The 26,501-nt window shown below is 63.3% G+C and carries 32 protein-coding genes; 12 read left to right on the forward strand and 20 right to left on the reverse strand.

Annotated features, from left to right (window positions below; genetic code table 11):
* Positions 1-88 precede the first annotated feature (88 nt).
* From OIN59_RS20880 to OIN59_RS20895, 4 genes are read left to right on the forward strand one after another with little or no spacing between them, the layout of a single operon-like run.
* Positions 89-1,639, forward strand: a complete 1,551-nt coding sequence (locus OIN59_RS20880) for an acyl-CoA synthetase (protein WP_274113479.1) — start codon at positions 89-91, stop codon at positions 1,637-1,639.
* A gap of 50 nt (positions 1,640-1,689) precedes the next feature.
* A complete protein-coding gene (locus OIN59_RS20885) occupies positions 1,690-2,829 on the forward strand; it encodes an FAS1-like dehydratase domain-containing protein (protein WP_274113481.1) in 1,140 nt (379 codons plus the stop codon).
* Between the two features lie 8 nt (positions 2,830-2,837).
* Entirely contained in the window at positions 2,838-4,040 is a 1,203-nt protein-coding gene (locus OIN59_RS20890) for a CaiB/BaiF CoA transferase family protein (protein ID WP_274113483.1), read from the forward strand.
* A gap of 32 nt (positions 4,041-4,072) precedes the next feature.
* Complete coding sequence (locus OIN59_RS20895) at positions 4,073-5,047, forward strand: Bug family tripartite tricarboxylate transporter substrate binding protein (protein ID WP_274113485.1); 975 nt, start codon at positions 4,073-4,075, stop codon at positions 5,045-5,047.
* Between the two features lie 13 nt (positions 5,048-5,060).
* On the opposite strand, the gene OIN59_RS20900 is transcribed toward OIN59_RS20895, so the two are convergent.
* The 4 genes from OIN59_RS20900 to OIN59_RS20915 form a co-directional block, all read right to left on the reverse strand.
* Positions 5,061-5,462: a hotdog family protein gene (locus OIN59_RS20900; protein WP_274113487.1), complete on the reverse strand. Its 402-nt coding sequence runs from the start codon at positions 5,460-5,462 to the stop codon at positions 5,061-5,063.
* Between the two features lie 2 nt (positions 5,463-5,464).
* Positions 5,465-6,277 (reverse strand): IclR family transcriptional regulator, encoded by an 813-nt coding sequence (locus OIN59_RS20905; RefSeq protein ID WP_274113489.1) that lies wholly within the window; start codon positions 6,275-6,277, stop codon positions 5,465-5,467.
* A 217-nt stretch (positions 6,278-6,494) separates the two neighbouring features.
* On the reverse strand, positions 6,495-6,908 hold the full coding sequence (locus OIN59_RS20910) for a PaaI family thioesterase (protein WP_274113491.1): 414 nt from the start codon (positions 6,906-6,908) through the stop codon (positions 6,495-6,497).
* 194 nt (positions 6,909-7,102) lie between these two features.
* Positions 7,103-7,996: a LysR family transcriptional regulator gene (locus OIN59_RS20915; protein ID WP_274113493.1), complete on the reverse strand. Its 894-nt coding sequence runs from the start codon at positions 7,994-7,996 to the stop codon at positions 7,103-7,105.
* Between the two features lie 113 nt (positions 7,997-8,109).
* Here OIN59_RS20915 and gstA point away from each other — a divergent pair, with 113 nt between their 5' ends.
* A complete protein-coding gene (gene gstA / locus OIN59_RS20920; protein WP_274113495.1) occupies positions 8,110-8,718 on the forward strand; it encodes a glutathione transferase GstA in 609 nt (202 codons plus the stop codon).
* Positions 8,715-9,428 carry a glutathione S-transferase family protein gene (locus OIN59_RS20925; protein ID WP_274113497.1) on the forward strand — a complete coding sequence of 238 codons (714 nt, stop codon included), beginning with the start codon at positions 8,715-8,717 and terminating at the stop codon, positions 9,426-9,428. Before gstA ends, OIN59_RS20925 begins: the two co-directional genes overlap by 4 nt.
* Before the next feature lie 19 nt (positions 9,429-9,447).
* Here the strand turns inward: OIN59_RS20925 and OIN59_RS20930 are convergent, their stop codons facing one another.
* From OIN59_RS20930 to OIN59_RS20940, 3 genes are all read right to left on the reverse strand, one after another.
* A complete protein-coding gene (locus OIN59_RS20930; RefSeq protein WP_274113499.1) occupies positions 9,448-9,984 on the reverse strand; it encodes a pseudouridine synthase in 537 nt (178 codons plus the stop codon).
* A gap of 95 nt (positions 9,985-10,079) precedes the next feature.
* Positions 10,080-11,006: a peptidoglycan DD-metalloendopeptidase family protein gene (locus OIN59_RS20935; protein WP_274113501.1), complete on the reverse strand. Its 927-nt coding sequence runs from the start codon at positions 11,004-11,006 to the stop codon at positions 10,080-10,082.
* 90 nt (positions 11,007-11,096) lie between these two features.
* Positions 11,097-11,345, reverse strand: coding sequence for a hypothetical protein (locus OIN59_RS20940; protein ID WP_274113503.1), 249 nt, complete (start codon positions 11,343-11,345; stop codon positions 11,097-11,099).
* A 407-nt stretch (positions 11,346-11,752) separates the two neighbouring features.
* On the opposite strand from OIN59_RS20940, the gene OIN59_RS20945 reads away from it, so the two are divergent.
* Entirely contained in the window at positions 11,753-12,538 is a 786-nt protein-coding gene (locus tag OIN59_RS20945) for a transporter substrate-binding domain-containing protein (RefSeq protein ID WP_274113505.1), read from the forward strand.
* Positions 12,539-12,559: 21 nt separating this feature from the next.
* On the opposite strand, the gene OIN59_RS20950 is transcribed toward OIN59_RS20945, so the two are convergent.
* From OIN59_RS20950 to OIN59_RS20970, 5 genes are all read right to left on the reverse strand, one after another.
* Positions 12,560-13,042, reverse strand: coding sequence for an SRPBCC family protein (locus tag OIN59_RS20950; RefSeq protein ID WP_274113507.1), 483 nt, complete (start codon positions 13,040-13,042; stop codon positions 12,560-12,562).
* A 173-nt stretch (positions 13,043-13,215) separates the two neighbouring features.
* Entirely contained in the window at positions 13,216-13,533 is a 318-nt protein-coding gene (locus OIN59_RS20955) for a DUF2322 family protein (RefSeq protein ID WP_274113509.1), read from the reverse strand.
* A gap of 153 nt (positions 13,534-13,686) precedes the next feature.
* Positions 13,687-14,016, reverse strand: a complete 330-nt coding sequence (locus OIN59_RS20960; protein ID WP_015014990.1) for a hypothetical protein — start codon at positions 14,014-14,016, stop codon at positions 13,687-13,689.
* Positions 14,017-14,076: 60 nt separating this feature from the next.
* Positions 14,077-15,075, reverse strand: coding sequence for an FHA domain-containing protein (locus OIN59_RS20965; RefSeq protein WP_274113512.1), 999 nt, complete (start codon positions 15,073-15,075; stop codon positions 14,077-14,079).
* Entirely contained in the window at positions 15,072-16,499 is a 1,428-nt protein-coding gene (locus tag OIN59_RS20970) for a S1 family peptidase (protein ID WP_274113514.1), read from the reverse strand. Before OIN59_RS20970 ends, OIN59_RS20965 begins: the two co-directional genes overlap by 4 nt.
* A 99-nt stretch (positions 16,500-16,598) precedes the next feature.
* Between OIN59_RS20970 and OIN59_RS20975 the strand changes: the two genes are divergently transcribed.
* Entirely contained in the window at positions 16,599-17,540 is a 942-nt protein-coding gene (locus OIN59_RS20975; RefSeq protein ID WP_274113516.1) for a M14 family metallopeptidase, read from the forward strand.
* Between the two features lie 55 nt (positions 17,541-17,595).
* On the opposite strand, the gene OIN59_RS20980 is transcribed toward OIN59_RS20975, so the two are convergent.
* From OIN59_RS20980 to OIN59_RS21015, 8 genes are all read right to left on the reverse strand, one after another.
* Positions 17,596-17,886 (reverse strand): hypothetical protein, encoded by a 291-nt coding sequence (locus tag OIN59_RS20980; RefSeq protein WP_274113518.1) that lies wholly within the window; start codon positions 17,884-17,886, stop codon positions 17,596-17,598.
* On the reverse strand, positions 17,883-18,227 hold the full coding sequence (locus OIN59_RS20985) for a HepT-like ribonuclease domain-containing protein (protein ID WP_274113519.1): 345 nt from the start codon (positions 18,225-18,227) through the stop codon (positions 17,883-17,885). The genes OIN59_RS20980 and OIN59_RS20985 overlap by 4 nt, the downstream gene beginning before the upstream one ends.
* Entirely contained in the window at positions 18,217-18,525 is a 309-nt protein-coding gene (locus OIN59_RS20990; RefSeq protein WP_274113521.1) for a nucleotidyltransferase family protein, read from the reverse strand. Before OIN59_RS20990 ends, OIN59_RS20985 begins: the two co-directional genes overlap by 11 nt.
* Positions 18,526-18,628: 103 nt before the next feature.
* On the reverse strand, positions 18,629-19,168 hold the full coding sequence (locus OIN59_RS20995; RefSeq protein ID WP_274113523.1) for a DUF924 family protein: 540 nt from the start codon (positions 19,166-19,168) through the stop codon (positions 18,629-18,631).
* Between the two features lie 19 nt (positions 19,169-19,187).
* Complete coding sequence (locus OIN59_RS21000) at positions 19,188-20,357, reverse strand: DNA cytosine methyltransferase (RefSeq protein ID WP_274113525.1); 1,170 nt, start codon at positions 20,355-20,357, stop codon at positions 19,188-19,190.
* Positions 20,358-21,377 carry a DUF262 domain-containing protein gene (locus OIN59_RS21005; protein ID WP_274113527.1) on the reverse strand — a complete coding sequence of 340 codons (1,020 nt, stop codon included), beginning with the start codon at positions 21,375-21,377 and terminating at the stop codon, positions 20,358-20,360.
* On the reverse strand, positions 21,358-21,927 hold the full coding sequence (locus tag OIN59_RS21010; RefSeq protein WP_274113529.1) for a hypothetical protein: 570 nt from the start codon (positions 21,925-21,927) through the stop codon (positions 21,358-21,360). Before OIN59_RS21010 ends, OIN59_RS21005 begins: the two co-directional genes overlap by 20 nt.
* Positions 21,928-21,997: 70 nt before the next feature.
* Positions 21,998-23,860: a glutamine--tRNA ligase/YqeY domain fusion protein gene (locus tag OIN59_RS21015; protein WP_274113530.1), complete on the reverse strand. Its 1,863-nt coding sequence runs from the start codon at positions 23,858-23,860 to the stop codon at positions 21,998-22,000.
* Between the two features lie 171 nt (positions 23,861-24,031).
* Here OIN59_RS21015 and OIN59_RS21020 point away from each other — a divergent pair, with 171 nt between their 5' ends.
* The 4 genes from OIN59_RS21020 (at position 24,032) to OIN59_RS21035 (ending at position 26,449) form a co-directional block, all read left to right on the forward strand.
* Positions 24,032-24,373 (forward strand): hypothetical protein, encoded by a 342-nt coding sequence (locus OIN59_RS21020; protein WP_274113532.1) that lies wholly within the window; start codon positions 24,032-24,034, stop codon positions 24,371-24,373.
* A 173-nt stretch (positions 24,374-24,546) separates the two neighbouring features.
* Complete coding sequence (gene aroQ / locus OIN59_RS21025) at positions 24,547-25,020, forward strand: type II 3-dehydroquinate dehydratase (protein WP_274113534.1); 474 nt, start codon at positions 24,547-24,549, stop codon at positions 25,018-25,020.
* Positions 25,021-25,049: 29 nt separating this feature from the next.
* Entirely contained in the window at positions 25,050-25,463 is a 414-nt protein-coding gene (gene arfB / locus OIN59_RS21030; protein ID WP_274113536.1) for an alternative ribosome rescue aminoacyl-tRNA hydrolase ArfB, read from the forward strand.
* Positions 25,464-25,615: 152 nt separating this feature from the next.
* Complete coding sequence (locus OIN59_RS21035; RefSeq protein WP_274113538.1) at positions 25,616-26,449, forward strand: DODA-type extradiol aromatic ring-opening family dioxygenase; 834 nt, start codon at positions 25,616-25,618, stop codon at positions 26,447-26,449.
* Positions 26,450-26,501 lie beyond the last annotated feature (52 nt).

The raw sequence follows: 26,501 nt of genomic DNA on the forward strand, positions 1-26,501 counted from the left end.
ATTGTATTTGGACAATTAATGGTCGTATTTGACAATAATTGTCGAAAAATTGAGACTGCATGCACCGCCACAGAGAGCCCATGCAGCCATGAAAAGTCTGACCGAATACACCAGCTACGCAGATGCCCAGACCCACTTTGCGCCCGAGCGTTTGTGGGATCTTTTTGATGGAGACCGGACCGCGTTCAACATCGCACATGAGTGTGTGGACCGCCACGCCGGTGCGGGCCGCGATGCGGTGATCGTCTGCCGTGCCGACGGCGTGGACGAGACCATCACCTTTGACGAACTCTCTCGGGACTCCGCCCGGTTTGCGCACTTCCTGGAAGGCCAGGGTGTCCAGCGCGGCGACCGTGTGGCGATCATGCTGGAGCCGTCGCGGGCCTTCTACACGGCCATGTTCGGCGTGATCAAGCGGGGCGCGATTGCCGTGCCGCTGTTCACCCTGTTTGGGCCCGACGGCGTGCGCCTGCGGGTGGGCGACTGCAAGCCGAGCCTGCTCATCACCAATGAAGAAAAGCGCGAAGTGGTCGCGGGTCTCGGTACCACGCCGTTTGAAGTGTTTGATGACGCCCTGTGGCGCAAGCTTGAGGCGCTGCCCTCCACTTACACAGCCCGTTCGCAGCCCGACGACCTTGCGGTTTTTCAGTACACGTCAGGCACCACCCGCGAGCTGCCCGAAGCCGTCAAGCACACCCACAAGGCCCTGGTCACGCTGATGGTGGCCGCTCTGTACGGCACAGGCCTGCGACCTGGCGACCGCTTCATGTGCCCTTCGTCTCCCGCCTGGGGCCATGGCCTGTGGCATGGCACGCTAGCGCCGCTGGCACTGGGGCTCACCATTGGTTGCTACAGCGGTCGGTTCAACCCCGAGCGGTTGCTGCAGGCGCTGTCGGTCCACCGGTTCACCAACATGTCAGCCGCCGCCACGCACTACCGCATGATGAAGAACTGTGGCAAAGCGGGTGACCACAGCTACTACTTCACCAAGCTGTCCTTCACCGGCGAGCCCATCGACGACGACACGGCCAACTTCGTCCACGAGCGCTTTGGCCTCCCCGTGTGCAGCATGTATGGCACCACCGAGATCGGTGTGGTGCTGGTGAGCTACCCAGGTGCCAGCGACTTCCCGGTCAAACGCGGCTCGCTGGGCAAGGCCGTGCCGGGCATGCGGGTCGAGGTGCATGACGCACAAGGGAATATCTGCCCGCCCGGCACCACGGGGCAGCTCATGGTCTTGCGGCGCGGCCAGTGGATTCCCACCAAGGACCTGGGCCGCTCCGATGAAGACGGCTACTTCTTCCACGGCGGCCGCGCCGACGACGTGATCATTTCTGCTGGCTGGACCATGAGCGCCGTGGAGATCGAGAACGTCATCCTGATGCATGAAGACGTGCTCGAAGCCGCCGTGATCGGTGTGCCCGACGAACTGCGCGGGCAGGTCGTCAAGGCCTTCGTTGTGTCCGGCCGCGAGCGCAGCGACGGCTTCATCGAAGAGGTCCAGAACCTCGTCAAGACCAAGCTCAGCCAGCACGAATACCCGCGCCACATCGTGTTCGTGGCAGAGCTGCCAAAAACCCCCGCAGGCAAGGTGCACCGCAAGGTGTTGCGGGACCGCGAAGCGGTCGCCTGCCCCTGAATCCCTCACTGTTCCCTTCATCCCACCATCCACCACAAGGAGACTTCCCTATGTCCACCGTTCCGCAGCGCAACTTCCCCAAAATCACCGACAGCGGCCTCGACGAATTGCGTGAGCGCATTGGCATCAAGATCGGCCAGCCGGCCGAGCCGTGGTGCCATGAGGCCACGCGTGACAACATCCGCCACTATGCGCATGGCATTGGCGACGACAACCCGCTGTGGTGCGACCCCGACTATGCGGCCAAAACCCACTATGGCGGCATCGTGGCCTTGCCAAGCTTTCTGTTTGCCACCAGCCGCATCGTGTCGGGCTACGTGGGCGGCCTGCCCGGTGTGCACGCCATGTGGTCGGGTGCGGACTGGACATGGCACAAGCCCGTCCGCCGCAACGACGTGATTTCTACCGAATCGTCGCTCAAGGACCTGATCGAGCACCAGACGCGTTTTGCGGGCCGCGCCATCCAGCAGATCTACCACGTGGACTTCTTCAACCAAGATGGCGACAAGGTCGCCGAGGCTGACAGCTGGTGCTTCCGCACCGAGCGCGACCATGCCCGGGAGCAGGGCAGCAAGTACCTCAACGTGCGCGAACGCGGCCCGCGCCAGTACACCGACGAGGAGCTGAACGAGGCCTACAAGCTCTACCGCAACGAGGAAGTGCGCGGCGCTGTGCCGCGTTATTGGGAGGATGTGAACGTGGGCGATGAGTTGCCCACCATGTTCAAGGGGCCGATGACCGTGACGGGCTTCATCGCCTATGCGCAGGGCTGGGGCGGCCTGTATATCCGCGCCAACAAGCTGGCCTGGAAGCTGATCGACGCGCATCCTGGCGTAGGCATCAAAAACCGCTTCGGTGTTCCTGACGTGCCAGAGCGCGTGCACTGGGAAGAAGACTTTGCCCTCGAAGTGGGGGCCCCCGGTGCGTATGACTACGGGCCAGAGCGCACCTCGTGGCTGACGCACCACCTCACCAACTGGATGGGCGACACGGGCTTTCTGCACAAAGCAAGCTGCAAGATCCGCCGCCACAACCCCGAGGGCGACATGCTGTTCATCAAGGGCAAAGTCACGCGCAAGTTCGTGGAGAACGGCAAACACCTGGTCGAGATCGAGCAGGAGGCGCACAACCAGGACGGCGAGCTGTCCGTGCTCGGTGGTGGTGTGGTGGTGTTGCCCAGCCGCGGGTGAATAGCCGCATGACAAGCTTCAGCGCCACGGCGCTGGAGGGCCTGCGGGTGGTGGACCTCACCCGCGTGCTCGCTGGCCCCCTTTGCACCCAGATGCTTGCCGACAACGGCGCCCAGGTGATCAAGGTCGAACCGCCAGGCGGTGACGAAACGCGGCACCTGGGGCCTCCGTACGACGAGATGGGCCACTCCGCATACTTTGCCGCGCTCAACCGGGGCAAGAAAGCCATCAGTCTGGACCTGAGCCAGCCTGATGCGCAGGGGGTGCTGCACCGCCTGCTGCAGGAGGCCGATGTGCTGGTGGAGAACTTCCTGCCGGGCACCATGGAGAAGTGGGGCCTGGGCTACGAAGATGTGCTGGCCCGTCGTTACCCGCGCCTCATCTACTGCGCCATCTCGGGCTTCGGCCGCGACGGGCCGCTGGGCGGGCTGCCGGGCTATGACGCGGTGCTGCAGGCGCAATGCGGCCTGATGAGCATCAACGGTGAATCGGCCACAGGCGCCACACGCGTGGGTATCCCCATCGTGGACCACCTCACCGGTTACGTGGCGCTCACTGGCATCCTCATGGCACTGTGCAGCCGACACCAAAGTGGTGTCGGGCAGCGGGTGGAAGCCACGCTGTATGACACGGCGCTCAGTCTGCTGCTGCCGCATGCGTCGAATTGGTTCGCATCCAAAAAGACGCCGGGCCTGCTGGGCAGCGCACACCCCAACATTGCCCCGTACGATAAGTTCAAGGCACGCGACGGCCACGTGTTCATCGGCATTCTGAACGACGGCCAGTTCCGTAGGTTCTGCCAGCACATCGGGTGCACCAGTCTGCCCGGGGACCCGAGGTTTCTTTCCAACGCGGACCGCATCGAACACCGCCAGGCGCTCAAGGACCTCATCGAGACGGCCATTGCCAGCACAGACAGCGAGCCGTTGTGCGAGGCTCTGATGCGTGTGGGTGTGCCCGCCGGGGTGGTGAACGATGTTTCGCAGGCCTTGACCCAGGCGCATTGTGCGCACCGCCAGATGGTCATCCGGCAGGGGGCTTTCACGGCGCTGCGGGGACCGGCGCGGCTGTACGGAACCCCGGCCATGCCGGGGGCTCCGCCACCGGATTTCAGCCAACATGCCGATGAGGTGCTGGCCGATCTCGGATTCAATGACGCCCAGAGGCAGGACTTGTACAGCCGGGGCATTGCCCGCACTCGCCCTCTCTGATCTGCAGACCAAAAAAATACCAGGAGACAAGCATGCGATCCATCGCTGCCATCATGACGGCTGCCAGTTTGATTTCAACAGCTGCGGCCACCCAGGCGCAAGCCCAGCTACCCCCTTACCCCGCCAAACCCATCCGAATCATCGTGGCCTACGCGGCGGGGCAGGGCACTGATGTGGCGACCCGGCTGCTGGGTGAGCAGCTCTCCCGAGAGCTGGGCCAGCCCTTTGTGGTGGAGAACAAGGCCGGCGCGGGCGGCATCCTGGGGACTGAGCTGGCCGCGCAGGCGGCCGGGGACGGCTACACCCTGACGATGGGTACTAATGCCACCCATGTCCTGAACCAGTATCTCTATGCCAAGATGCCGTTCGACCCCGAGAAGGACTTCGAGCCGGTTGTGATGGTGGGCACCTTCCCGATGGTGATTGCGGCGGGCTCCGGCACACCGTACCGTGCGGTGGGTGACGTACTGGATGCCGTAAAACGCACGCCAGGCTCCAGCGATATAGCCATGCCCAGCACCTCCGCGCGTTTGGTGCTGGAGTTTCTGAAAGAGCGCTCGGGCGTCCCGCTGTTCGGCATACCGTACAAGGGCTCGGGCAGCGCGATGACCGATGTGCTCGGTGGCCAGCTGGCGGTGACGATAGACACTCCGCTGGCATTGCGCCCGCACCTGGCTGCGGGCAAGCTGCGCGCCATCGGCGTTACCTCTGCGTCGGCGAGCAGCCTGGTGCCCGGGGTCAAGCCGGTGGCCGAGCAAGGGTATCCCGGCTTTGAATTTGTCGCCTGGAATGCGCTCTACGCCCCCAAGGGTACGCCCGCCGAAATCACCAAGCTGCTCAATGCCGCTGTCAACAAGGTGCTGGCCCGGCCCGAAGTGCGCCAGCGCCTGCTGGAACTGGGCTTTGAACCTGCCGGAGGCACTCCGGCAGCGCTGGGTGATTTTGCAAAGAAGGAGCGCCAGCGTTGGGCGCCCATCATCAAGGCGGCGGGCATTCGGGCGGATTGAAAGCCCCGTCCGCTCAAGAGTCCACTTGAAAAGTGCCTGGGAAGAGGTTCCCGGGCACTTCTATGGTGGCTGGTGCGTAGCGCAGTTGGGCGCGCATCAACGGGGTGCCACTCGTCTGGCCACGTTCTTCGCACCAGGCCTCGATGGCAACACACGCATCCCGCGCGCTGCTGGACAACAGATGGCCGGTGAAGGTCACACATTGGCCCAGCCGAGGCCGGGCCAACAGCGTGACATCCGCCAGCCCTACCAATTCAACCGGGGCCCGAAAATGTTGCCCTGGGAGCACAGCCCCCGCTTGGTCCATTTTGGCCAGCAGCCAGCCCGTGGGCACCTGGCCGCTGGCGTCGATGTCAGCGGGCATGGTGATAGTTTTGAGCAGGGTCTGCACCGCTGCTGCGTGGTGCGCCGACATCGTCAACTCCCTCCCAGCAGGCGCGCCAGATCGGCCGCCTCCCGCTGCATCACCTGGGCCAGTTGCTGCACCACGGCCGCACCCATCTGGCTGCTGAGTCCGACCACCACCAGGGTGTGAACCAGTCGCCCCCCAGGCGCAAACACGGGCACAGCCACCACCGTGATGCCCGCCATGAAGTTGTCGCGGTCCAGGCTCCAGCCCCGGGACCGCGTCAGCTCGACCTCCTTCTTCCAGCCGGTGAAGGTGGGGGACTTGTCCCACACCACCTGGGCAAATTTTTCTTTCAGTGAGGGCCAGGTTTCACCGCTGTAAGCCGCAATCAGCCGCCCGGTGGCGCTGACCAGCGTGTCGAACTGGCTGCCCACGTCGGTGTGTACGCGAAACGGCTGGCTGGAGCGCGACAGCGCCAGCACCATCACCGTTTGCCGCGCGGTGATCTCCACGCCCATGGCCGTCACGCCGAACTGCGCGGCCAGGCGATCGAGCACCGGCTGCACCAACTGCGTGAAGCCGCCGCCCTCCAGCACGCTGCGCGCCAGGCTGATCATGCCGGTGCCCAGCGCGTAGCGCTTGGTGCCGGGGTCGAGCGTGACCAGGTCTTCAGCCACCAGTACCCGCAGGATGTGCAGGCAGGTGCTCGGCACCAGGTGCAATGCCTCGGCCACTGTCTTCAGTGTGAGCGGCTGCTTGTGCTCACCCAGCAGCCGCAGGATGGCGATGGAGCGCGTGACGGCGGGCACGGGCCGCACTCGCACACCTTTGGCGGGCTTGGATTCGGCAGGCTGCGGTGCGGGCTTGGAGCGGGTGGCCATGTGGGTATTCTTGGGCTTCAAACCCGCAAGCGTAAACCCATTTATGGCTGTATCAACCGCAGCGCTGTGGTGCGGTCGGGTGCCGAACATGGCCATCAGGCTGTGGTGTGCGGGAATGTCCAAGGCGCGCTCCTTGTCTGGATACAAAGAAATTTCAGCTGCAATGTGGCGGCCGGGTGGGGCCGTTGAGTGGCAGGCCGACTCCCATTTCGCGGCTTCACGGCTTCATGACTTTCAGCAGGGCATGGGCCGTGAGCACCAGGCTCTCGCCCGTGCGCAACTCTCCCCGCATAAAGACCAGGCTGCCGGTGCGCTGTATCACTTCGGCCCGTGCTTCGACAAACTGGCCGGGCCGCACAGGGCTCACAAAGTGGGAGTCCAGCTGCAGCGTGACGCAGGGGGTGCGATCACAGGCTTCCCAGGCCACTGCACTGAGTGCATGGTCCACCAAGGTCATCAGTGCGCCACCATGGGCCGTACCAGCAGGGTTGAGGTGCTCGGAGTCAACCGCAATGCCGTAGGCCCAGCCATGCTCTTCTCGCTTGGCCCACAGCGGTCCTGCATGTTGGATGAAACCGGTCAGGTGGCGGGCCTTCCAGCCCACGCCTGGGAGAGAGAGGGTATCGGGCACTTGGGGACTCCTCACACCTGTTGGCACAGCATAAATGAAATTGTACTAACAAATAAAAATTGTATTAGTACAATAAAATCTAAAACGTGCGCAAGCGTCGCTGGTGCGCTCAAACCATCGGGAGCGTGGAAGACCAGGGGGCGTCCGGCCGTGAAGGCCGGGACGCAGGAACCGCTACGGGGTTTGTGAACAGGCTATTGAGGCAGCTGCACCGTCTCCGCCAGATGCCCGTACACCGTTGCAATGCGCCGCAGGTGCCGAGACTCGGGGTGCGTCAGCAGCCACAGCTCGTTGTCGCATTCGGGTAGCGACCCGGTGAGCGGACGCAGGTCGCTGCGGCCCTGCGCCAGGAAGGTGGGCAACACGCCCACGCCCGCGCCCCGGGCCACCAGTTCCATCACGGTGAGCAGGCTGTTCACGCGGTAGGTGGGTTGTACCTTGGGGTATTGCTTTTTGCGCCACCGCACCGAGGGGTGATCGGGCATGGAGTCGTCGGGTGCTATCCAGGCCGCGCGGCCAGCTTCTACAGCAGACAGGGCCACCGGGCTTGCGGCAGCGGTGTACAGCGCCGAGCGGATCATGCCCAGTTGCCGCCCCACCAGGTGCTGCGGCGGGCGCTTGGTGGCGCGCACGGCAATGTCGGTGTCGCGCCGCGTCAGGCTCACCAGCTCGTTACCTGCATGCAGTTCGTACACCAGGGCCGGGTGGCGGGGCTGCAGCACCTGCAGCGCGGGAGCGATCAGGCCCTGCAGGATGGTGTCGGTGGTGGAGATGCGCACCGTGCCCGAGACCTGCTCGGGCTGCGCCTGCGCGGCAGTGCGGGCGGCCTCCAGGGCGGCTTCCACGCGCTCGGCCTGCTCGGCCAGGGCCTGGGCCAGCTCCGAGGCGCGGTAGCCCGCGCGCGAGCGCTCGAACAGCGGCTGGCCCAGCCCACGTTCGATGCGCTGGATGGCGCGGAACACGGTGGACGCATCCACGTCCAGCCGCTCACCGGCCGCCGCCAGCGTGCCGGTGCGCGCCATCGCCAGCAGCACCTCCAGCTCGGCGGCGCCCAGGCGGTATTGCGATGATGCAATGGTTGATTTCATGGGTGCTTATTTTGTTTGCGCAGGTGCAATCATAAATTCTGCCTGTCGCCCTTGCCACCGTGTGTTCAGGGGCGATGTTTTCAACCCCTTTTTTGCACAGAAAGCCCCGCCACATGAAGCTCTACTACGCCCCCGGCGCCTGCTCGCTCGCCGTCCACATCGCGCTGCGCGAGGTGGGCGTTTCGTTCGATCTGGTCAAAGTCGATTTGGCGCACCACTCCACCGAGACCGGTGCCAGCTACCTCGACATCTCCCCGCGCGGCTATGTGCCCTTGCTGGAACTGGACGACCAGTCTCGCCACACCGAAGGCGCGGCGCTGCTGCAGTACGTGGCCGACCTGGACCCGGCGCAGGCGCTGATCGGCAAGCCCGGCTCGCGCGAGCGCCTGGCCGTGCTGGAGTGGCTCACCTTCATCAGCACCGAGCTGCACAAGGGCTTCAGCCCCTGGCTGTGGCACAAGGAAACGGCCGACTCCACGCGCCAAGCTGCCAAGGCCAAGCTGGCCGCGCGTTTTGCGGAGATGGATGGCGTGCTGTCGCGCAGCGACTTCCTGGCGGGCGCCTACAGCGTGGCCGATGCGTATGGCTTCACCATCGTCAACTGGGCCCACCTGCTGGGCATGCCGCTCACGGCCTACCCACACCTGCAGGCCTGGATGGCGCGCGTGGCGGCCCGCCCGCAGGTGCAGGCTGCGCTGCGCGCCGAGGGGCTGGCATCGTGAGCGCAGAAGCCGCTGGCGCACCCGCGCTCACGCTGGTCTCGCACGCGCTGTGCCCGTATGTGCAGCGTGTGGCCATCGTGTTGCACGAAAAGGGCCTGGCGTTCGAGCGCCGCACCATCGACCTGGCGCACAAGCCCGACTGGTTTCTGGCGATCTCTCCGCTGGGCAAGACGCCGGTATTGCAGGTGCGGGGCCAGAGCCTGTTTGAGTCCGCCGTGATCTGCGAATACCTGGACGAAGTGGCCATGCCCATGCTGCACCCGCAAGACCCACTGCAGCGCGCCCGCCACCGCGCCTGGATGGAGTTTGGCTCCACGGTGCTCAACACCATTGGCGCGTTTTACGCCGCGCCGGACGAGGCCACTCTGCAGGCCCGCGCGCAGGATCTGCGCAGCCGCTTTGCGCAGGTCGAAGAAGCGCTGGGCCCGCGCAGCGCGCCGGGGCCGTACTTTGCCGGTGCGGACTTTGGCATGGTGGATGTGGTGTTCGGCCCCGTGTTTCGGTACTTTGACGTCATCGACACGTTGCCGGGCGTGGATGACCTGGGGCTCTGGCAGGGCTTGCCGCGTGTGCTGCACTGGCGCGCTGCGCTGGCCGCGCGCGCCTCGGTGCAGCAGGCCGTCCGTGCGGACTACGCCGAGGGGCTGCGCGTGTTCTTGCGGGCGCGTAACTCGGCGTTGTCACGGCGCATGGAGGCCGTCGCCGTTTAGGCCCGCGAGGACTCCCCGCTCAATCCGCCCAGGTTCCGGGCGCCAGCCCGTCGAGCGTGTACGGGCCTATGGCCGCGCGGATGAGCCGCAGCGTGGGGTGGCCCACCGCAGCCGTCATGCGCCGCACCTGGCGGTTACGGCCTTCGCGGATGACGAGTTCGATCCAGGCGGTGGGGATGGCCTTGCGCTCGCGGATGGGCGGGGTGCGCGGCCACACGGCAGGCGCGGGCTCCAGCAGGCGTGCGCGGGCGGGCAGGGTGGGGCCGTCGTTCAGCACCACACCGCTGCGCAGTGCGGCCAGCGCGGTGTCGCTGGGCATGCCCTCCACCTGCACCCAGTAGGTCTTCTCCATCTTGAAGCGCGGGTCGGCGATGCGGGCCTGTTGCTTGCCGTCGTTGGTCAGCAGCAGCAGCCCCTCGCTGTCCGCATCCAGCCGCCCGGCCACATACACGCCGGGCAGGTCGATGTAGTCTTTCAGGCCCTGCCACTTGCCCTCGGGCGTGAACTGGCTCAGCACGCCATAGGGTTTGTTGAAGCGGATCAGGCGCGAGGTCATGCGTGGAAAGGTTTGGATAAAAATGGCCTCTAGCGCCTGATGAATAAGCGGTAGTTGCTATTAATTCGATAGTATTTGGCGGTATACCCTACGCCTTATGCTGGCACGAACAGTGCCGGGTCCACCATGGTGCGGTTGAGCATCGCGCCCCAGTGCAGGTGCGGGCCGGTCACGCGGCCGGTGGCGCCCACCTTGCAGAACGCGTCGCCCGCCTGCAGCACATCGCCCACGCGCACGTCCATGCTGCTCAGGTGGCAGTACATGGTGAGCAGGCCCTGGCCGTGGTCCAGCCACACCGTGCCGCCGTTGAAGAAGTAGTCGCCCACGTCAATCACCCGGCCCGGCAGCGGCGCCACGATGGGCGTACCCGTGGCGGCGGCGATGTCCATGCCACTGTGCGGATTGCGCGGCTGGCCGTTGAACACGCGGCGCAGCCCGAACGAGCTGGACCGCCGCCCCGGCACGGGCACGCGCATGCGCAGCGATGGTAGGGCCACACCGGCAGGTTGCTCGGTGAAGGTCGCCATCACCTGGGCCTGGTGGTCGCGCTCGCGCTCGTAGCGGGCCTGGTCCTCGGGCGAGAGGTCCACCGTGCGGGGCGACACCTTCAGGTGCTGCTCCTTGTATTGCTTGTGTGCCACGGTGTAGTGCACCAGGCGCGGGCTGCCGCCGCCTTCGGCCAGCACGGTGATGAACGCATCGCCGGGTGCAGCGGCCAGCGGTATGCCCACGATGGCTGTCCACTCGATGGCATCGCCCACCACCCGCAGCGGCACATCCACATCGCCCTGGCGCACCTGCGCCACGGGCCGCGTGGGCGCAGGGCCCAGCGACAACCGCGCCACGCCCCCCGGTACCTGCAGCGCCTGGGGCCACACCGTGGGCGCCGGTGGCAAGGGCTTGGCGTGCAGTGGCGCCACCAGGGCGGGCTGTGCGAGTAGGCCCGCCGTGCCGATCAAGGCGCGGCGACGGTTGATGGGGGTGGTGGGGTGGACGAGGGCAGTGCGGGCAGATTCAGACACGGCAGAACAACAGTAAAAAAACGCGGTGGGGTGTGCGGGGGGCAAGCGCGCTGCAGGGCGCTTGCACGGCAGGCAATTCCGCCTTGTGGATCAGTGCGTCACAAACTCGTACGTCACCGCTTCGCTGTCCACCATGTCGAGGATGTCGTCCAGCACGTCCTCGTCTTCGGTGCTGGCCCACAGGTCTTCCGGGTCGGTGGCAAACAGGGGTTCGATGGCGATGTCCATGAACTTGCCATCGGGTAGCTTGATGACGGGCGTGCCCTCGGAGGTATCGGCCAGCTCCCAGTCGTCGGGTACGGTCATTTCGAGTTGGATGGTGACGTTGAGTTTTTTCATGGCGAATCCTTGTTGCAGAACCGGGCAGGGTAACCCAGTTTGGTGCCAGATGGGTATCTGGCGCCGAACGGATAAGCCTGATGCGCTATAAAAATTAGAGCATTTGAGCAGGCCTGCCCTTGCTGGCCCTGGCGTCGGCGCCGTGCGGGTGCCGCGAGTTCGCGTTTGGCACGCCCTTTGCGTCATACCGGACACACAGCACAACGGCACGACAGCCCGCCATCGCGCGCCAAGGCTTCACAGGCCATCACGTGTCGCGGTGCGGACCGTGGCCTGCAGATGAGTTCGCGTCCGGCGTGCCGTTTGCGGTAACGTGTCTGGCCCAGGCCTCTGGCCGTTCGCATTCCCCGCGGGCTATGGACATGTCTGTCCATGGCCCATCTTTTGACCTCCTGGAGAACCTGCTCATGATCATCAAGAAACCCCTGGCCCTTGCCGCAGCCGCTGCCGTGGTCGCCAGCCTCGCATTCACCCAGGCCGCGCAGGCGGGCCCCCGGCTCGACAAGATCATGGAGGCCAAGGTCATCCGCGTGGGCACGCCCGGCGACTACCGCCCGTTTGCCATCAAGACCGACGCGGGCTACAGCGGCCACGACATCGATGTGATCGAAACCATGGCCAAGGAGCTGGGCGTGAAGATCGAATACGTGCCCACCACCTGGCCCAACCTGGTGAAGGACCTGCAGGGCGACAAGTTTGACGTGGCGGTGGGCGGCATCACCCGCAACGTCAACCGCATGCGCATCTTTGACATGCTGCCCGGCTACGCTCCCTTTGGCAAAGTGGCCCTGGTGCGCGCGGCCGACAAGGCCAAGTTCACCAGCGTGGACGCCATGAACCAGCCCGCCGTGCGCGTCATCAAGAACCCCGGCGGCACCAACGAAACCTATGTGCTGGCCAACCTCAAGGCCGCTCAGGTCAGCACACACGACAAGAACGCCGAGATCCCCGCGCTGATCGCCGAGGGCAAGGGCGACGTGATGATCACCGAAACCTATGAAGCCCTGCACTACGCCAAGGCCGACCCGCGCCTGGCTGCCGCGTTTGTGGACGCACCGCTGACGCCCAAGAACTACCTGGGCTTCATGCTGCCCACCGACGACGCCGACTATGTGCGTGTGATGGGCTTTGTGTGGGGCCTGGTGGACAGCCGGGGCACCATCAAGCAGGCCGCAGACAAGTGGCTGAAGTAACGCGGCTGCAGTGAACAGGCCCTACTCGCCCGGAATCTCAGGCTCCACCAGCAGCGCCAGCAGCTGCAGTGACTCCTGCCAGCCCAGGTAGCAGGCCTCGGTCGGGATCACCGCCGGGATGCCCTGCTGCACGATGGACACCTCCGTGCCCACGATCACCTTCTTGAACTGGATGGTGGTGCGCATTTCGCCCGGCAGGTTGGGGTCGTCAAACCGGTCGGTGTGCACGATGCGCTCGCCCGGCACCAGCTCCACATACTCGCCGCCAAACGCATGCGTGCCGCCACTGCTCATGTTGGTGAACTGCATGCGGTAGGTGCCACCCACGCGTGCATCCAGGCTTAGCACCCGGCCGGTAAAGCCGTGGGGTGGCAGCCACTTGCACATGGCGTCGGCATCCAGAAACGCGCGGTAGATGCGCTCGGCCGGGGCGCGCAGCACGCGGTGCAGGGTGACGGTGCCGGTGGTGGCTGCGGAAGGCGCGGAGGTGTTGGGGGTCGTCATGCAGGTTCTCCTTGGGTGAATCAGGGGGAGGATGGATGACAGCGTGAGCCCCAAAACCATCGCGGTCAATGGCCTGGGGCTTTCACGCGTTCACACCCCTACGACGAACGGGCTGGTGCGTTTTCGACAACCCGCCGGTGTCCGCATCCATTTTTTTGCAAGGTGGTGCCGCCTCAGGCTGCGACGGTGCGCACCGCAAAGTGCTCGCTGCCCTGGGCCCAGCCCAGCAGCCGGTCAATGTTGGGGTGCTTGCCGGGGAAGGCGCGTGCATCCGCCACGTGCTCCGCATACCACTCCAGCCCCAGGCTGGCGGCTGCAGGCGTGATCTGCCCGCCATACAGCGCCGCCAGTGCCGCATACACCACCAGCGACCCGGTCTGGCCGGGTTTGTTCTCGATGGTGGCCAGCACCTGGCCGTCCACGCCCAGCAGTTGCAGGGCGGCGAGGTGGCTGGCGGAGGGGAGTTGCTTCAGGCGGTCTGCGAAGTTCATGGCAGTCAAATTAAAGTGAAATGTGCCGCAAGCGATAGAAGATCATGCGCGAGCAGCTATAAAAAAGTGAGTAACGGAATCAGCGGGGCGGAATCTTAAGGGATGCGCCACGGGGCCAAGACGTTGAACAGGCTCTAACTTTTGAACCGGCACTCACGCCTGCCACACCCCAAACCCCGCCGAGCGCAGGTCGATGCCAATCTCGATCTCCCGGTCCACCGCCTCCTCGTAGGTCATGGGGTTGAAACCCTCGTACAAGTCCGGCAGCAGCCGCAGGCCATACTGCGTCACAAACCGGTTGGCCTGGATGCCCGCCTTGTGCTTGTCAAACCGCACATCCGGGTCCAGCCCCGTCATGCCCACGTACACGCAGGGCTTGCCGTCGATGTAGCCGGGGTTGCATTTGCGAAAGCGCGGCTCCAGCAGCACGTCTTTGGAGAGTTCGACCACATAGACGTGGTGGTGGGGCTTGCGGCGGCGCATGGGGGCTGGTGGGGTGGGGCGGTGCGGGGTTGGGCAGCTTTACGCGGTCCGTCTGACGGGCTACTCGTCGTCCTCGTCCGCCAGCCCGTCGTCCCGCAGGCGCCGGTCCAGCTTGCCGCGCAGCGCGTCTGCGTCTTGCAGGAACTGGTCCACCGGCACCGCAGGGGCCACGCGCAGGGCGGGCGGGAACAGGCTGCTCATGTACAGCTCGTTGCCCAGCCGCATGCGGTTGAGCCACTGCGCGCCCAACCACGACGGCACACCCAGCAGCACCACAGCCGCCATGGCCCAGGCCAGGCCCACGCGGCGGCGGGGCAGCACGGTGGCCAGGTGGGCGTACAGCGCGCCGGCCAGCACCAGCACCATCAGCACCGGGGCAAACCGCGATAACGACTCCAGCGAAAACGTGAACGCCGTCAGATAGCTCAGCAGCTGCACCGCGTCGGCCACCAGCACTGCGGCGCACGCGATGCGCACGTGGCGCCAGAACCGCAGCTGGCTGCCAAACAGCTTGTTAGCCACAGCCCATGCGCCCGACCACAAGGTCACTACTGCCAGCGTGGTCAGCAGCAACAGGGGCAGCGCCTTCAGGTATTGCGCGGCGTCGCGCGCCTCCAGCCACGACTCTCCCAGCCCGGCCAGCAGCACCAGCACCGCCAGCACTGCCGTGGTGCCCACGGTGCGCCACGGAAACTGCGGCAGCGCCTGCTCCTCGGCAATGGGCGCATCGGCCAGGCGCAGGCTGAGGTGGGTGTGGCCCAGGTCGATGGGCATGCCATCGGGCCAGTCAAAGCGCTCGCCCTGCGCATGCTGCTTGCGCTGCAGGCGTGCGCCGTTGCGGGTCTCCAGCACCTCGACTTGCACGGTGCGGGGCTCGTCCACCGCGCGGTCAATGCGCAGGTGCCGGGGCGCCACAAAGGGGTCGTCCAGCACCAGGTCGCAGTCCAGCGCGCGGCCCACCGTCACGGGCCAGCGGGTGATGGGCGCACGCGCCAGCAGCGCGCCGTGGCGGTCAAACGCCTCGATCAGCCCCAGGGTGGTGGTTGGCATCGCGCTCATGGTGCGGCCTCCCAGCGAAAGGCCTTGAGGTAGTGGCTGGCGAGCTTCATGCCGTTGTCAAACGCAATGCCCTGCACATCCAGGCGGCCCAGCACGCCCTGTGTGGGCTGGTTGACCGAGGTGGCCAGCACCGTCATGTTGTACAGGCCGGTCAGCTTGCGGTAGGCGGACAGGCACACCACCGCTCGCAGCGGCACGGTGCCGGGGTCCACAAACCGCTCGGTGCACTCGGCCGCCGTCTGGTGGCGGTTGCCCCGTGTGGGCAGGCGCTCATTAGCAAAACTTTGCGAGTACATGCGGGCAAACCGGGCTGCGCCCAGCGTGGGGGCGTTGTAGGCCTCATAAGACAGGCGCACCGCGCCGGTACTGAAGTCGCCCGCCACCACATCGCTGTCGGCCTGGCACTGCGTGCGCTCCAGGTTCAGCCCGGGGAAGGCCGGGTCACGCCCCGATCCCCAGCACCGCGCCAGCGCATCGTCGGGCACGGGCAGGCGGTAGTTGCCATGGCGCTGTTCGCGAAACGGCGCTTTCAAAAACCGGTCCGTCAGCAGTTGCTGGTGCTCCATCAGCTGCCGCGTCATCTCGGCGTGCGCGGCCTGCGTGATGGGCTGGGCATTGGCTGCGCGCTGCACCAGCGCCTGCGCAAACTCGGCCGGTATCAAGAAGCTCACCTGCTCGCCGTCGAGCCGCTTGGCCACGTTGACGCCCAACACCCGGCCTGCGTCGTCCACGGCGGGGCCGCCGCTCATGCCGGGGTTGAGCGCGCCACCAAAAAAGATGCGCGGGTAAAAGCTGCGCTTGACCAGGCCGTTGTAGGTGCCCTCGGTCACGGCAAAGCCAATGTCCAGCGGGTTGCCCAGCGAGTAGATGCGTTCGCCCTGCGCCAGCGCGTCGGTGGTGGGCCGAAAGCCCAGCACCGGCGCCGCTGCCGTGCGCCCTTTGGCGCGCAGCACGGCCAGGTCGCGCTGCACGTCAAACGCCAGCAGCTCCACCTCGCCCTCCTGCCCCTCCATCGTCACGTACACGCCCCGGTAGCGCTCGGGCTCCAGCGCGAGCTGGCTGGCCACGTGAAAGTTGGTGACGATCAGCCCATCGGCCGACACAAAAAAGCCCGAGCCAATCGACGCTTGCGTGTTGGCGTTGCGCAGCAGCGTGCGGATCTGCACCAGCTTGTCGCGCGACAGCTCGTAAATGCGCCGCGCATCGCGCGACAGCAAGGCTGCATCGGCCGCTGTGGGCGCGGCGGCTGCGGCGCCCCCCGGTGTGGGTGTTGTGCCATCCACAGGGGCACTGCCCGCCGGGCGCATGGCCGGGGTGCTGGCAGCTGCGGGTTGGGGGGCGGGCTGTGCGTGCGCCAGCGCACACAGCAGCAAAAGCAGCGACGAGGTCGCCAGCCGCAAGGGCCGAATCAAAGGGAAGGGCATCGCGGTATTCTATGAACGCCCTGCGACAAGCCGTTTGATGTTGTCCTTTCTGTCGGCCCTGTTTGCAACCAATCACCCGCCACTCCATCCCACGCACCCATGCAACCCACCCCCACCTATCCCATCGGCACACCCGGCCAAGCCTGGGGCGCTGCAGAACGCGACCAGTGGCGCGCACGCCAGGTGCGCCAGCGCAGCTACGCCGACGACGTGCTCATGGCCATCGAGGCACTGCGGGGCCGGTTTGACGTGGAGATGTATGGCGACGTGATTTATGCCGACGCACAGCACCCGGCAGAGCGCTTTCCCCTGCGGGCCCTGCGCAGCCGCGAGTGGCAGCCCGGCCTGCCCACCGTGCTGGTGACCGGGGGAGTGCACGGCTACGAGACCAGCGGTGTGCACGGCGCTCTGCGGTTTGTGGACACGCAGGCCGAGCGCTTTGCAGGCCGCGCCAATCTGCTGGTGGTGCCGTGCGTGAGCCCCTGGGCGTACGAGCGGTTTCAGCGCTGGAACTTCGACGCCATCGACCCCAACCGCTCGTTTCGCGACGGATCGCCCGCGCAAGAGTCCGCTGCCCTCATGCGCCTGGTGGCGCCACTGCACGGCCAGTTTGCCGCCCACATCGACCTGCACGAAACCACCAACACCGACGAATCCGAATACCGCCCCGCCGTGGCCGCGCGCGACGGCAAGGTGTTCGAGCCCGGCAGCATCCCCGACGGTTTTTACCTGGTGGACGACACCGACAACCCGCAGCCCGCCTTCCAGCAAGCCATCATCGACGCCGTCAGCCGCGTCACACACATCGCGCCTGCGGACGAGAAGAATGAAATCATCGGCTCGCCCGTGGTGGCGCCGGGTGTCATCCACTACCCGATGAAGCAGTGGGGCCTGTGCGCGGGCATCAGCGGCGCGCGCTACACCACCACAACGGAGGTCTACCCCGACAGCCCCCGCGCCACGCCCGAGCAGTGCATTGAGGCGCAGGTGGCTGCGGCGCGTGCGGCGGTGGAATTTGTGCTGGCCGACGCGCAACTCTGAGAGTCGCGGCCCTGTGCGGCACGGCTCGCAATTTTTAGCGCTCGCTTAGCGCTTTTTATCGAGCGCTTCCCAAAGCACCCAGCAGCCGGGCGCTCACCTCGGCTGTATCCAGCGTGGCGAACGCCATGTTGTGCTGCTCCGTCAGCGGCCCATGGCCTGGTTCCATGCGCCCGGCGGCGTCGTAGCCCATGGCCTTGAACTTCCACACCCCGCCAACCAACTTGAGCGAGCCCACATGCGCGCCATCGGCAGTGTGGACTGACACCACGCCAGCGTTGACGGGCACCAGCTGCAATGGCCCTGCCACCGGGCCTGGCGGTATGTGGGCGAAGGTGGGGTGTTTCAATCCTGCTCGTCCAGCAGAGTCTGTACCGCGCGCAGCAAGGCGGGCAGCGCCGTTTGGGTGATGTTCCACACGGTACTCACGTTCACCGTGGCGTAGCCGTGGATGAGTTGGTTGCGAAACGCCACGATCTGCGCCAGGTCGGGAATGCGGGCGGCCATGGCCGTATCCAGCTTGGACAGTTGGTTGAGTGCTTCGCCAATGATTTCAAACTTGCGCTCTACCGCCGCCTGGGCCATGGCATTGGTGCCATAGGCTGCTGCATCCATGCCCTGGGTAAAAGACTCAATGGCGGCAGCTGCCTCGCGCACATCCCACAAAAAGGCGCGCGGGTCACGCTGCATACACAGCCTCGCGGTGGCGGTTGATTTTGGCTAGCACGTACGGGTTGCGCACAGCGCCGGGTTCCACCAGGTCCACGCCCCGGCCCAGCAGGGCTTCCAGATCGGCCTTGGCGCCAAAAATGGAGTGGAGCCCGGGCTCAACGCCCGGGGCAAACTCCACCAGAAAGTCTGCGTCGCTGTGGGTGGGATCAAAGTCACTGGCCCGTGCCGCCGAGCCAAACACCTCCAGCCGCCGAATGCCGTAGCGCTGGCAGATAGCGGCAATGCCGGAGCGGTATTGGGCGATGGCGGGATGCATAGGCGCAGTTTAATCGAGCACCTGATTGACTGCCATATTGGCCTGTAGCGCTTGCGTCATAAGCGCAAGATGCTATGAAAAATATAGCTAATCAGTGCGATGCCTAAAACGACGACCCCGGCTCGCTCAAAAACGCCAGCTCTTCGGCTGTGGAGGTGCGGCCCAGCACCACGTTGCGATGCGGGTAGCGTCCAAAGCGGTCGATGATGGTTTTGTGCCGGCGCTCAAAGTCCAGGTTGTTTTCCATGCCCGGCTGCGCAAACAGCTCCAGGGCTTGTTCATGAATCACGGCAGATTCGCTGTGCATGTACGGCATGTAGGCAAACACGCGCTGCGCGGTGGGCAGGCTGCGGTCATGCCCGTTGGCCACCAGTTCTTGCGCCAGGGCGAGGGCCAATGCGTCTTGCGCAAAGGCACGGGGCGTGTCGCGCCACACATTGCGCGAGAACTGGTCCAGCACCAGGATTTCTGCCAAGCGGCCTTCTGGGGCGGCGCGCCAAGCAAACAACTCACACTTCGCCGCCGCTTCCAGCGTGTTGCCAAACCGCGTGCGGATGGTTTCGTCCAGCGCGGCGTCTTTGACGAAGTGCTGCTTGGGAGTTAGTTCTGCGAACCAGAAGTGGAGGATGGCTTGCGGTTGCATGAGGCGGGGATACTACTTTTCAAAACTGCTCGGCGCTCAAGGCTGAGTTTTTCAGGCAAAAGTCCCGTGGCGACGGACGGATGCCAGTTTCAACCCAAGAAATCAGCCATGCGAGCTGATGTGAGATTAGAGGTGGGACTGCATCACCTATCTGTCTGTAGCAGTTGGAAAGCTGACTACCAGCAAACTTAAACTGGATTGGAAAGCCTTGCAGAAAAGCCATTTCACCGACAGACAGTAGACGATTTTCGGTAGGGTGTGTGTATCGACCGTTTCCCACGTGACTACATTCGCGCTTAATCGTTGGCGCTGGTTGCTTCAGCGCCATACGCCCGTATACATCACCATAAGACCCCGTATTTCCATTTTTAATTTTCTTCTTCATTGAAGGGATAAGTAGTTCCTGATGAGTCGTTGCGATGTCAGTCCACGATCCGCCATCTTTGGGGATCGCCATGATTCTCTTCAATACCTCTTCAGTAAGCTGTGGAAATCTTTTATCCAAAGATTGAGGGACTTCTAGATCCAGAACGGAAAGCCGCTCCAACGCACCACCAACTGTTGCCGCAGTCTTTATTGACAGACCTTGCCAAAGATCTCTCAGGTTGCGGACTTCTCGATCTCGGCTCGCAATAAGAATAACTCTCTCTCTTTGTTGCGGGAGTCCAAAATCATTTAGATTGAGGATTTCAACTTTGTATGAGTAACCGATACTTTGGAGTACGTGCAGTATGGTTTCGAGATGTTGGGCGTGATTTCCTTGCAGTGCCTCCCGAGCATTCTCATACGCAAAATACTTAGGACGAATTTTGAAAATAAGGTTGGCAACTGCACTAGTTAGTTCATTTCGATTGCCATCAATGAGATGATTTTCAGGCTTTGCACGCGTGAAGTCAGTGCATGGTGGACAGGCAAGCAGAACTCCATCGAAAACGTCGTTTGGCCAAAGCTCCGCGCCAATTTCAAGAATGTTCTCGTAATTCAAGACCTCGTTTCGAGGGTGAATATTGCAGTTCGCGAAGTATGTTTTGTTGCAGTCGCTGGATTGATCCTTTGCAGACGGCTTAGTTAGCTCAGCATCAACAGCTGCAACAAGCTTGAAGCCTGGATGGCAGTGAAAACCATAGGACATCCCACCCGCGCCAGAGAAAAAGTCGATTGTGGGCAGGGCATTTTCATTTCTGACCACTTATGTTGCCTTTAACAGGATCGCGCGCAACACTTCTGCGCGGCCAATGCGATTAGTTCTATCAGCCGTAGCTTGAACTGTGGTTTTGAAATACTTCTGCAAGCTTTGATCACCCGAAGAACTCTTCATCTCTTTGTCAACGGCACTGTAGAAATCAAGCAAGAGTGTACGCAACGTCTGCAGATTTAGAGCAATCTTCTCTAGATTGACTATCCGGTCCAACTCAATGATGAGCACAAAAAGATCAGCCTTTTTCCAGACACGTAGTTCCTTAGGAAGGCGAATAACACGAAGTACCGCCACTACCTTTGCAAATCGCTTCAGGAGGTCCTCAGCCTCAGGTAGTTCATCGTTGTACTTTTCAAGGTACGGTTGGACTTCAGATTCCCTATGAAAGTAGGTGCTCATCATCGTAATAAGTAACGACAGTGAAAAAACAATATCACTCATGCGGCGAACTTCACGGTCACTGAACACGTTGTATTTTTCGAAAACATACGAATCAGCCACACGCTCACCTAGTCTTTTGAGTGCCCCTTGAAACTCGGCGTTCTGACGTTCCATTTTGTTCAGGCCGTGTGACGTCCTGTTAATGCGTTTGAACACGTCGCGCACGATCTCAATGTCAGCTATTCCGAGATTGCGAACTGCCACTTGGTAATTCAGAAACTCAGTCTTTTGTTCTTTTGAAAGAGCCTGATATGGGAGGATATCTTTCTCAAGTTTTAGGGCTAGCGACCCTTTGAAATACTGATGAATTGTTGTAATTCTTTGCTGCCCATCAACAAGAGCCTCAGTGCTTTTTGCTGTCTCCAAGTCGGCGGCCATCACGGCAAGATAGATCTCGGGAAATGGGTAAGATTTAAGAACCGTTCGCAGGAATTCATTTTTGTCCTTTTGATCCCAAACCAACCGCCTTTGAAAATCCGGTCGTGGAATCAAGGCGCCGGAGTCCAGTTTCTCCAACAGCTCCATAATTCGGCGCGTTGATGCCGATGTGTTAAGTTTGGGCTCGGTCATTTTTTTCCTTAATTTTTCTAATTCCGTTGGCGTGATAGCCCATTAGAAATTTGTCATCAAAGTAAAGTCCAACCTTTACCGGAACACTGACTATTTTCTTCTTATTGATTTCATTGACTCTGGCTTGCCATGCTTGTCTTTGATCGTAGTCACCAGTCCCAGGCAAATAGTCTGGTCTGACCCAGCCGTGCGTAAGGAAATAACTAAAGTCGTTAGATTCTGGATTTCCTACCCAGTTGCCACGGGACGTGTATCCACCATCACTAAAGAATTCGTAGACCTTGCGCCAATGGGATAAGAAAGTGCCCTGAGATATAACAGCGACATCCACATCTGAGTAGTCGTCAAAAGCAGAAAACTGCGCACGTTCTGGTGTATCTTTTTTGACGTTTGGAGCTTTGCGAAATAGCCGAAACCCTAGTTTCGCGGATCCAACTACGCATACAGCTGTCACGGGCACTTTGAAGCTGTCTGAAACTGCAATTCGCAGATCCCGTTCTTGATCGTTACTGAGATTTTCACTGCGCGCCGCAAGAATGTGCTTTTGCACGATGCGCTCATTTGGCATCCTGCTCTTGATGTCGTCTAGAAATGACTCTAATCTTTCCATTATTCGTCCCTCACTTTCCCCAGCTGTCCTTCAACCCCACCGCCAAGTTAAACACCGGCTTCCCCGCCGCGTGATCCACCCGGTCCGCCACAAAGTACCCATGGCGCTCAAACTGGAACTTGTCATCCGCCTTGGCATTGGCCAATGATGGTTCCACGATGGACGTCACCACCTTCAAGCTGTTCGGGTTCAGGCTTTCGATGAAGTCCTTGCCGCCTGCGTCGGGGTGGGCGTCGAGGAACAGGCGGTCGTACATGCGCACTTCGGCGTTTACGCCGTCGGCCACGCCCACCCAGGTGATGGCGGCTTTGACCTTCACGCTGTCGGCGCCGGGGGTGCCGCTCTTGGTGTCTGGCACCACGGTGGCCAGCACTTCGGTGATGACTCCGTTGGCGTCTTTGGTGCAGCCGGTGCACTCGATGACGTAGCCGCCCTTCAGGCGCACCTTGTTGCCGGGGAAGAGGCGCTTGTAGCCTTTGGGGGGCACTTCTTCAAAGTCTTCGCGCTCGATCCAGACTTCTTTGCCGATGGTGAAGTGGCGCACGGGGCTTTCCACGCCTTCGGGTGGGTGGGGCAGGGCGGGCAGGCTGCAGGGCTCCAGGTGGCCTGCGCCCATTACGTCGTCCCAGTTGGTGAGCACCAGCTTGACGGGGTTGAGCACGGCCATGCCGCGGTGAGCCTTCAGCTCCAGGTCTTCGCGCAGGCAGCCTTCCAGGGTGCTGTAGTCGATCCAGCTGTCGGACTTGGTCACGCCAATGCGGTCGGCAAAGGTCTGGATGGCGGCGGGCGTGTAGCCACGGCGGCGCAGGCCCACGATGGTGGGCATGCGGGGGTCGTCCCAGCCGCTCACTTTATGGTCGTACACCAGCTGGGCCAGCTTGCGCTTGCTGGTGATGACGTAGGTGAGGTTCAGGCGCGCAAATTCGTATTGCTTGGGTGGGGGCGATGCCAGCAGGCCGCCCACAACGCGACCATCGGGAAGTGTTACCACTTCCGTCAGGCGCTCCAGCAGCCAGTCGTAGAAGGGGCGTTGGTCTTCAAATTCCAGCGTGCACAGGCTGTGGGTGATTTGCTCTAGCGCGTCCTCGATGGGGTGCGCGTAGGTGTACATGGGGTAGATGCACCAGGTGTCGCCCGTGTTGTGGTGGGTGGCGCGGCGGATGCGGTAGATGGCCGGGTCGCGCATGTTGATGTTGGGGCTGGCCATGTCGATCTTGGCGCGCAGCACCATGCTTCCGTCTTCATGCTTGCCGTCGCGCATCTCGCGGAAGATGCGCAGGTTTTCCGCCGGGGTGCGGCTGCGGAAGGGGCTGTCTACGCCGGGCTTGCCAAAGTCGCCACGGTTCACGCGCATTTGTTCGGCGGTTTGCTCGTCCACGTAGGCGTAGCCGGCTTCGATCAAATATTCCGCCGCGCGGTACATGAAGCCGAAGTAGTCGCTGGCCTGGTAAGGGGCGGCGCTGTAGTCGCCCTGGCTGCCGTTCCAGTCAAAACCGAGCCATTTCACGGCGTCGATGATGCTGTTGACGTATTCGGTGTCTTCTTTTTCGGGGTTGGTGTCGTCAAAGCGCAGGTGGCACACGCCGCCGTAGTCGCGCGCTAGGCCAAAGTTGATGCAAATGCTCTTGGCGTGGCCCACGTGCAGGTAGCCGTTGGGTTCGGGCGGGAAGCGGGTGCGGATTTTGGCGGGGTCGGGCTCGCCAGCGGCTTGGTGGGCGGCGTCGCCGGGGGTGCCAGCCCAGCGGCGGGTGGCGTAGGTGCTTTTTTCCAGGTCATGCTCGATGATCTGGCGCAAAAAGTTGCTGGGCTTGACGGTTTCGGGGGCCGCAGAAGTGGCAGTGGCGGCGGTATTGGCGGGGGAGGGGGTGCTCATCCAGCCATTTTAGGCGGCGGTTTCGTGACGGTTTACGCATTAAAACCAGCGCGTGTACGTTCAGACACAACGTAAAGACGCTTTTGTGCCATCCTTTTAGGCACTTGGTGCGTTGTGTACCGGTGAGGCAAGTCCATTTGGCTGGCTGCCCTCATTCAAAAGGAGATTTCCATGACGAAAACCCGTTCTGTTTCTACTGCGGCCGCTGTGGCGGGTGTGGCGCTGGCCCTGTTGGCTGGTGCTGGCTCCGCCCAGGCCCGTGATGTCAATTGGTCGGTGGGCATTGGCGTGCCCGGCGTGGTGGTGGGGGCCAGCAATGGCTACTATGCGCCCGCCCCCGTGTATGTGGCGCCACCCCCACCCGTGTACTACGCTCCCCCTCCACGCCCTGTGTATTACAACGCCCCCCCGGTGTACTACACACCACCCCCACCGGTGTATTACGGCGGTTATGGCTATGGCTACGGCCATCGCCACCACGGGCACGGCCACGGTCGCCACTGGGACCGTTGACCCACCCCGGCGGCTGGTCTGTCACCCACCTCTTGGGCGCGAGTCGCTCACAGGCAGCGTTGCACAGGCTGCCTTTTACAGCGGTCCTCTGGGGCCGCTTTTTTCTTGGCGCCGCATAATCCCGCACTCTGGCCTGCCAGCGTGGCAGGCGCATTGCCCCGGAGACCCTGTCTGTGACCGCTAAGAAAACCGTTTTTGTCCTCAATGGCCCCAACCTGAACCTGCTGGGCACGCGCGAGCCCGCTGTGTACGGCGCAGCTACGCTGGCCGATGTGGAAAAGCTCTGCGCCGATGCCTGCGACCGCCATGGTTTTGCGCTGCGGTTTCACCAAAGCAACCACGAAGGCGCGCTGGTGGACTGGATTCACGAGGCCGGTCGCCTGCACGCGGCGGGCGAACTGGCGGGTGTGGTCATCAACGCCGGGGCCTACACCCACACCAGCATTGCGCTGCACGATGCCACCAAGGGTACGGGCATCACGCTGATCGAGCTGCACATCAGCAACGTGCATGCGCGCGAGGCGTTCCGTCACCATTCCTACATGGCCGCAGCCGCAAAGGCGGTGATGTGTGGCTTTGGCGTGCTGGGCTATGGCCTGGCCATTGACGGCCTGGCACAACTGCTGGCCCAGCAGCCTGCGGCCTGAGCCCCCGGCGCACGCGGGATTTGCCCCTGATGGCCCCGCCGCCCCTGCAAATCTCTGAGGACGAGGTAGAAATCACCGCCATGCGCGCGCAGGGCGCGGGCGGGCAAAACGTCAACAAGGTATCGAGCGCAGTGCACTTGCGCTTTGACGTGGCGGCATCGTCGCTGCCTGAGGATGTGAAAGAGCGCCTGCTGGCCCTGCGTGACACCCGCATCACGCAAGAAGGCGTGGTGGTCATCAAGGCCCAGCAGTACCGCAGCCAAGAGCAAAACCGTGCCGACGCCCTGGAGCGGCTTACCGCGCTGGTCAACACCGTGGCCGTGCCGCCCAGGGTGCGGCGAGCCACCAAGCCCACCTATGGGTCAAAACAGCGGCGCCTGCAAACCAAGACGCAGCGGGGTGAGACCAAGGCGCTGCGGGGCCGGGTGCGCGACGGCTCCTGACGCTTGAGCGCCGGGGTGGGGGTTCCCCATTGCGCGCCATCGATCTGTCAATGTTTGATTGGCATCGCCAGTAGAACAATCTGTCTGCCTTGCAGGGCTTGGTATCACGGGCCATCAGTCCTACATTCATGGCATTCCTTGTTGGAGTTGTCATGTCTGCCTCTGCCCAAGCCCCTGTCTCCGCTGTCTCTGCTGTAGTCCCCGCTCTTTTTGTGTCGCATGGCGCGCCATTGTTTGCGCTGGACGCTGGCACCACCGGCCCGGCGCTCACGCAATGGGGCCAGAGCCTGAAGGCGCAATACCCCGGCCTGCGCGGCGTGGTGGTGATGTCCCCGCACTGGATGGCGCGGACCGCCCAGGTCATGACCGGGCCACAGCCTGCCACCTGGCACGACTTTGGCGGGTTTCCGCCTGCGCTGTACCAGCTGCAATACCCCGCCTCGGGCTCGCCCGCGCTGGCGCAAGAGGTGCTGGGCCTGTTGCAGGCCGCCGGTGTGGCGGCCCAGGGCGATGCGGCCCGTCCCTTTGACCATGGCGCCTGGGTGCCGCTGATGCACTTGTTCCCTAAGGCCGATGTGCCCGTGGTACAGGTGGCCCTGCCCGTGGGGGCTGGCCCGGCCGATGTGTATGCGCTGGGCGCCGCCTTGCGCAGCCTGCGCAGCCAGGGCGTGCTGGTGGTGGGATCGGGCAGCATGACGCACAACCTGGCCGAGTTTTTTGGCGGCGCGCGCGAACCCGCTCCGTATGTGCTGGAGTTCAGCCGCTGGATCGAGGACGCGCTGGCCCGTGGCGACATGGCCGCACTGCTCAACTACCGCAGCCAGGCCCCCCACGCCCACCGCGCCCACCCGACCGAAGACCACTTTTTACCCATCTTCTTTGCACTGGGCGCGGCGGGCGACGACCTGCGTGCAAACTACTTGAGCCGCGAGGTGATGTACAGCATGCTGTCGATGGACGCTTTTGCCCTGGAGTCGGTGCACTGACACCCCCTCGTATCTCCCCCTGTTTTTTGCCCCAAAACCGATCGAGGCGCAC

Origin of the sequence: Acidovorax benzenivorans (assembly GCF_028680575.1) — a bacterium.
GTDB classification, from domain to species: Bacteria; Pseudomonadota; Gammaproteobacteria; order Burkholderiales; family Burkholderiaceae_C; genus Acidovorax; species Acidovorax benzenivorans.

Coding starts and splice junctions, on each gene's coding strand:
- OIN59_RS20965 (WP_274113512.1), bottom strand. CDS start 15,075: ATGAGCGCGATGCCAACCACCACCCTGGGGCTGATCGAGGCGTTTGAC.
- OIN59_RS20955 (WP_274113509.1), bottom strand. CDS start 13,533: ATGAACTTCGCAGACCGCCTGAAGCAACTCCCCTCCGCCAGCCACCTC.
- OIN59_RS20990 (WP_274113521.1), bottom strand. CDS start 18,525: ATGCATCCCGCCATCGCCCAATACCGCTCCGGCATTGCCGCTATCTGC.
- OIN59_RS21015 (WP_274113530.1), bottom strand. CDS start 23,860: ATGAGCACCCCCTCCCCCGCCAATACCGCCGCCACTGCCACTTCTGCG.
- arfB (WP_274113536.1), top strand. CDS start 25,050: ATGGCCCCGCCGCCCCTGCAAATCTCTGAGGACGAGGTAGAAATCACC.
- OIN59_RS21020 (WP_274113532.1), top strand. CDS start 24,032: ATGACGAAAACCCGTTCTGTTTCTACTGCGGCCGCTGTGGCGGGTGTG.
- OIN59_RS20975 (WP_274113516.1), top strand. CDS start 16,599: ATGCAACCCACCCCCACCTATCCCATCGGCACACCCGGCCAAGCCTGG.
- gstA (WP_274113495.1), top strand. CDS start 8,110: ATGAAGCTCTACTACGCCCCCGGCGCCTGCTCGCTCGCCGTCCACATC.
- OIN59_RS20945 (WP_274113505.1), top strand. CDS start 11,753: ATGATCATCAAGAAACCCCTGGCCCTTGCCGCAGCCGCTGCCGTGGTC.
- OIN59_RS20885 (WP_274113481.1), top strand. CDS start 1,690: ATGTCCACCGTTCCGCAGCGCAACTTCCCCAAAATCACCGACAGCGGC.
- OIN59_RS20985 (WP_274113519.1), bottom strand. CDS start 18,227: ATGCAGCGTGACCCGCGCGCCTTTTTGTGGGATGTGCGCGAGGCAGCT.
- OIN59_RS20905 (WP_274113489.1), bottom strand. CDS start 6,277: ATGGCCACCCGCTCCAAGCCCGCACCGCAGCCTGCCGAATCCAAGCCC.
- OIN59_RS20960 (WP_015014990.1), bottom strand. CDS start 14,016: ATGCGCCGCCGCAAGCCCCACCACCACGTCTATGTGGTCGAACTCTCC.
- OIN59_RS20970 (WP_274113514.1), bottom strand. CDS start 16,499: ATGCCCTTCCCTTTGATTCGGCCCTTGCGGCTGGCGACCTCGTCGCTG.
- OIN59_RS20950 (WP_274113507.1), bottom strand. CDS start 13,042: ATGACGACCCCCAACACCTCCGCGCCTTCCGCAGCCACCACCGGCACC.
- OIN59_RS21035 (WP_274113538.1), top strand. CDS start 25,616: ATGTCTGCCTCTGCCCAAGCCCCTGTCTCCGCTGTCTCTGCTGTAGTC.
- OIN59_RS20900 (WP_274113487.1), bottom strand. CDS start 5,462: ATGTCGGCGCACCACGCAGCAGCGGTGCAGACCCTGCTCAAAACTATC.
- OIN59_RS20995 (WP_274113523.1), bottom strand. CDS start 19,168: ATGCAACCGCAAGCCATCCTCCACTTCTGGTTCGCAGAACTAACTCCC.
- OIN59_RS20930 (WP_274113499.1), bottom strand. CDS start 9,984: ATGACCTCGCGCCTGATCCGCTTCAACAAACCCTATGGCGTGCTGAGC.
- OIN59_RS20915 (WP_274113493.1), bottom strand. CDS start 7,996: ATGAAATCAACCATTGCATCATCGCAATACCGCCTGGGCGCCGCCGAG.
- OIN59_RS20890 (WP_274113483.1), top strand. CDS start 2,838: ATGACAAGCTTCAGCGCCACGGCGCTGGAGGGCCTGCGGGTGGTGGAC.
- OIN59_RS20880 (WP_274113479.1), top strand. CDS start 89: ATGAAAAGTCTGACCGAATACACCAGCTACGCAGATGCCCAGACCCAC.
- OIN59_RS20940 (WP_274113503.1), bottom strand. CDS start 11,345: ATGAAAAAACTCAACGTCACCATCCAACTCGAAATGACCGTACCCGAC.
- OIN59_RS20895 (WP_274113485.1), top strand. CDS start 4,073: ATGCGATCCATCGCTGCCATCATGACGGCTGCCAGTTTGATTTCAACA.
- OIN59_RS21005 (WP_274113527.1), bottom strand. CDS start 21,377: ATGACCGAGCCCAAACTTAACACATCGGCATCAACGCGCCGAATTATG.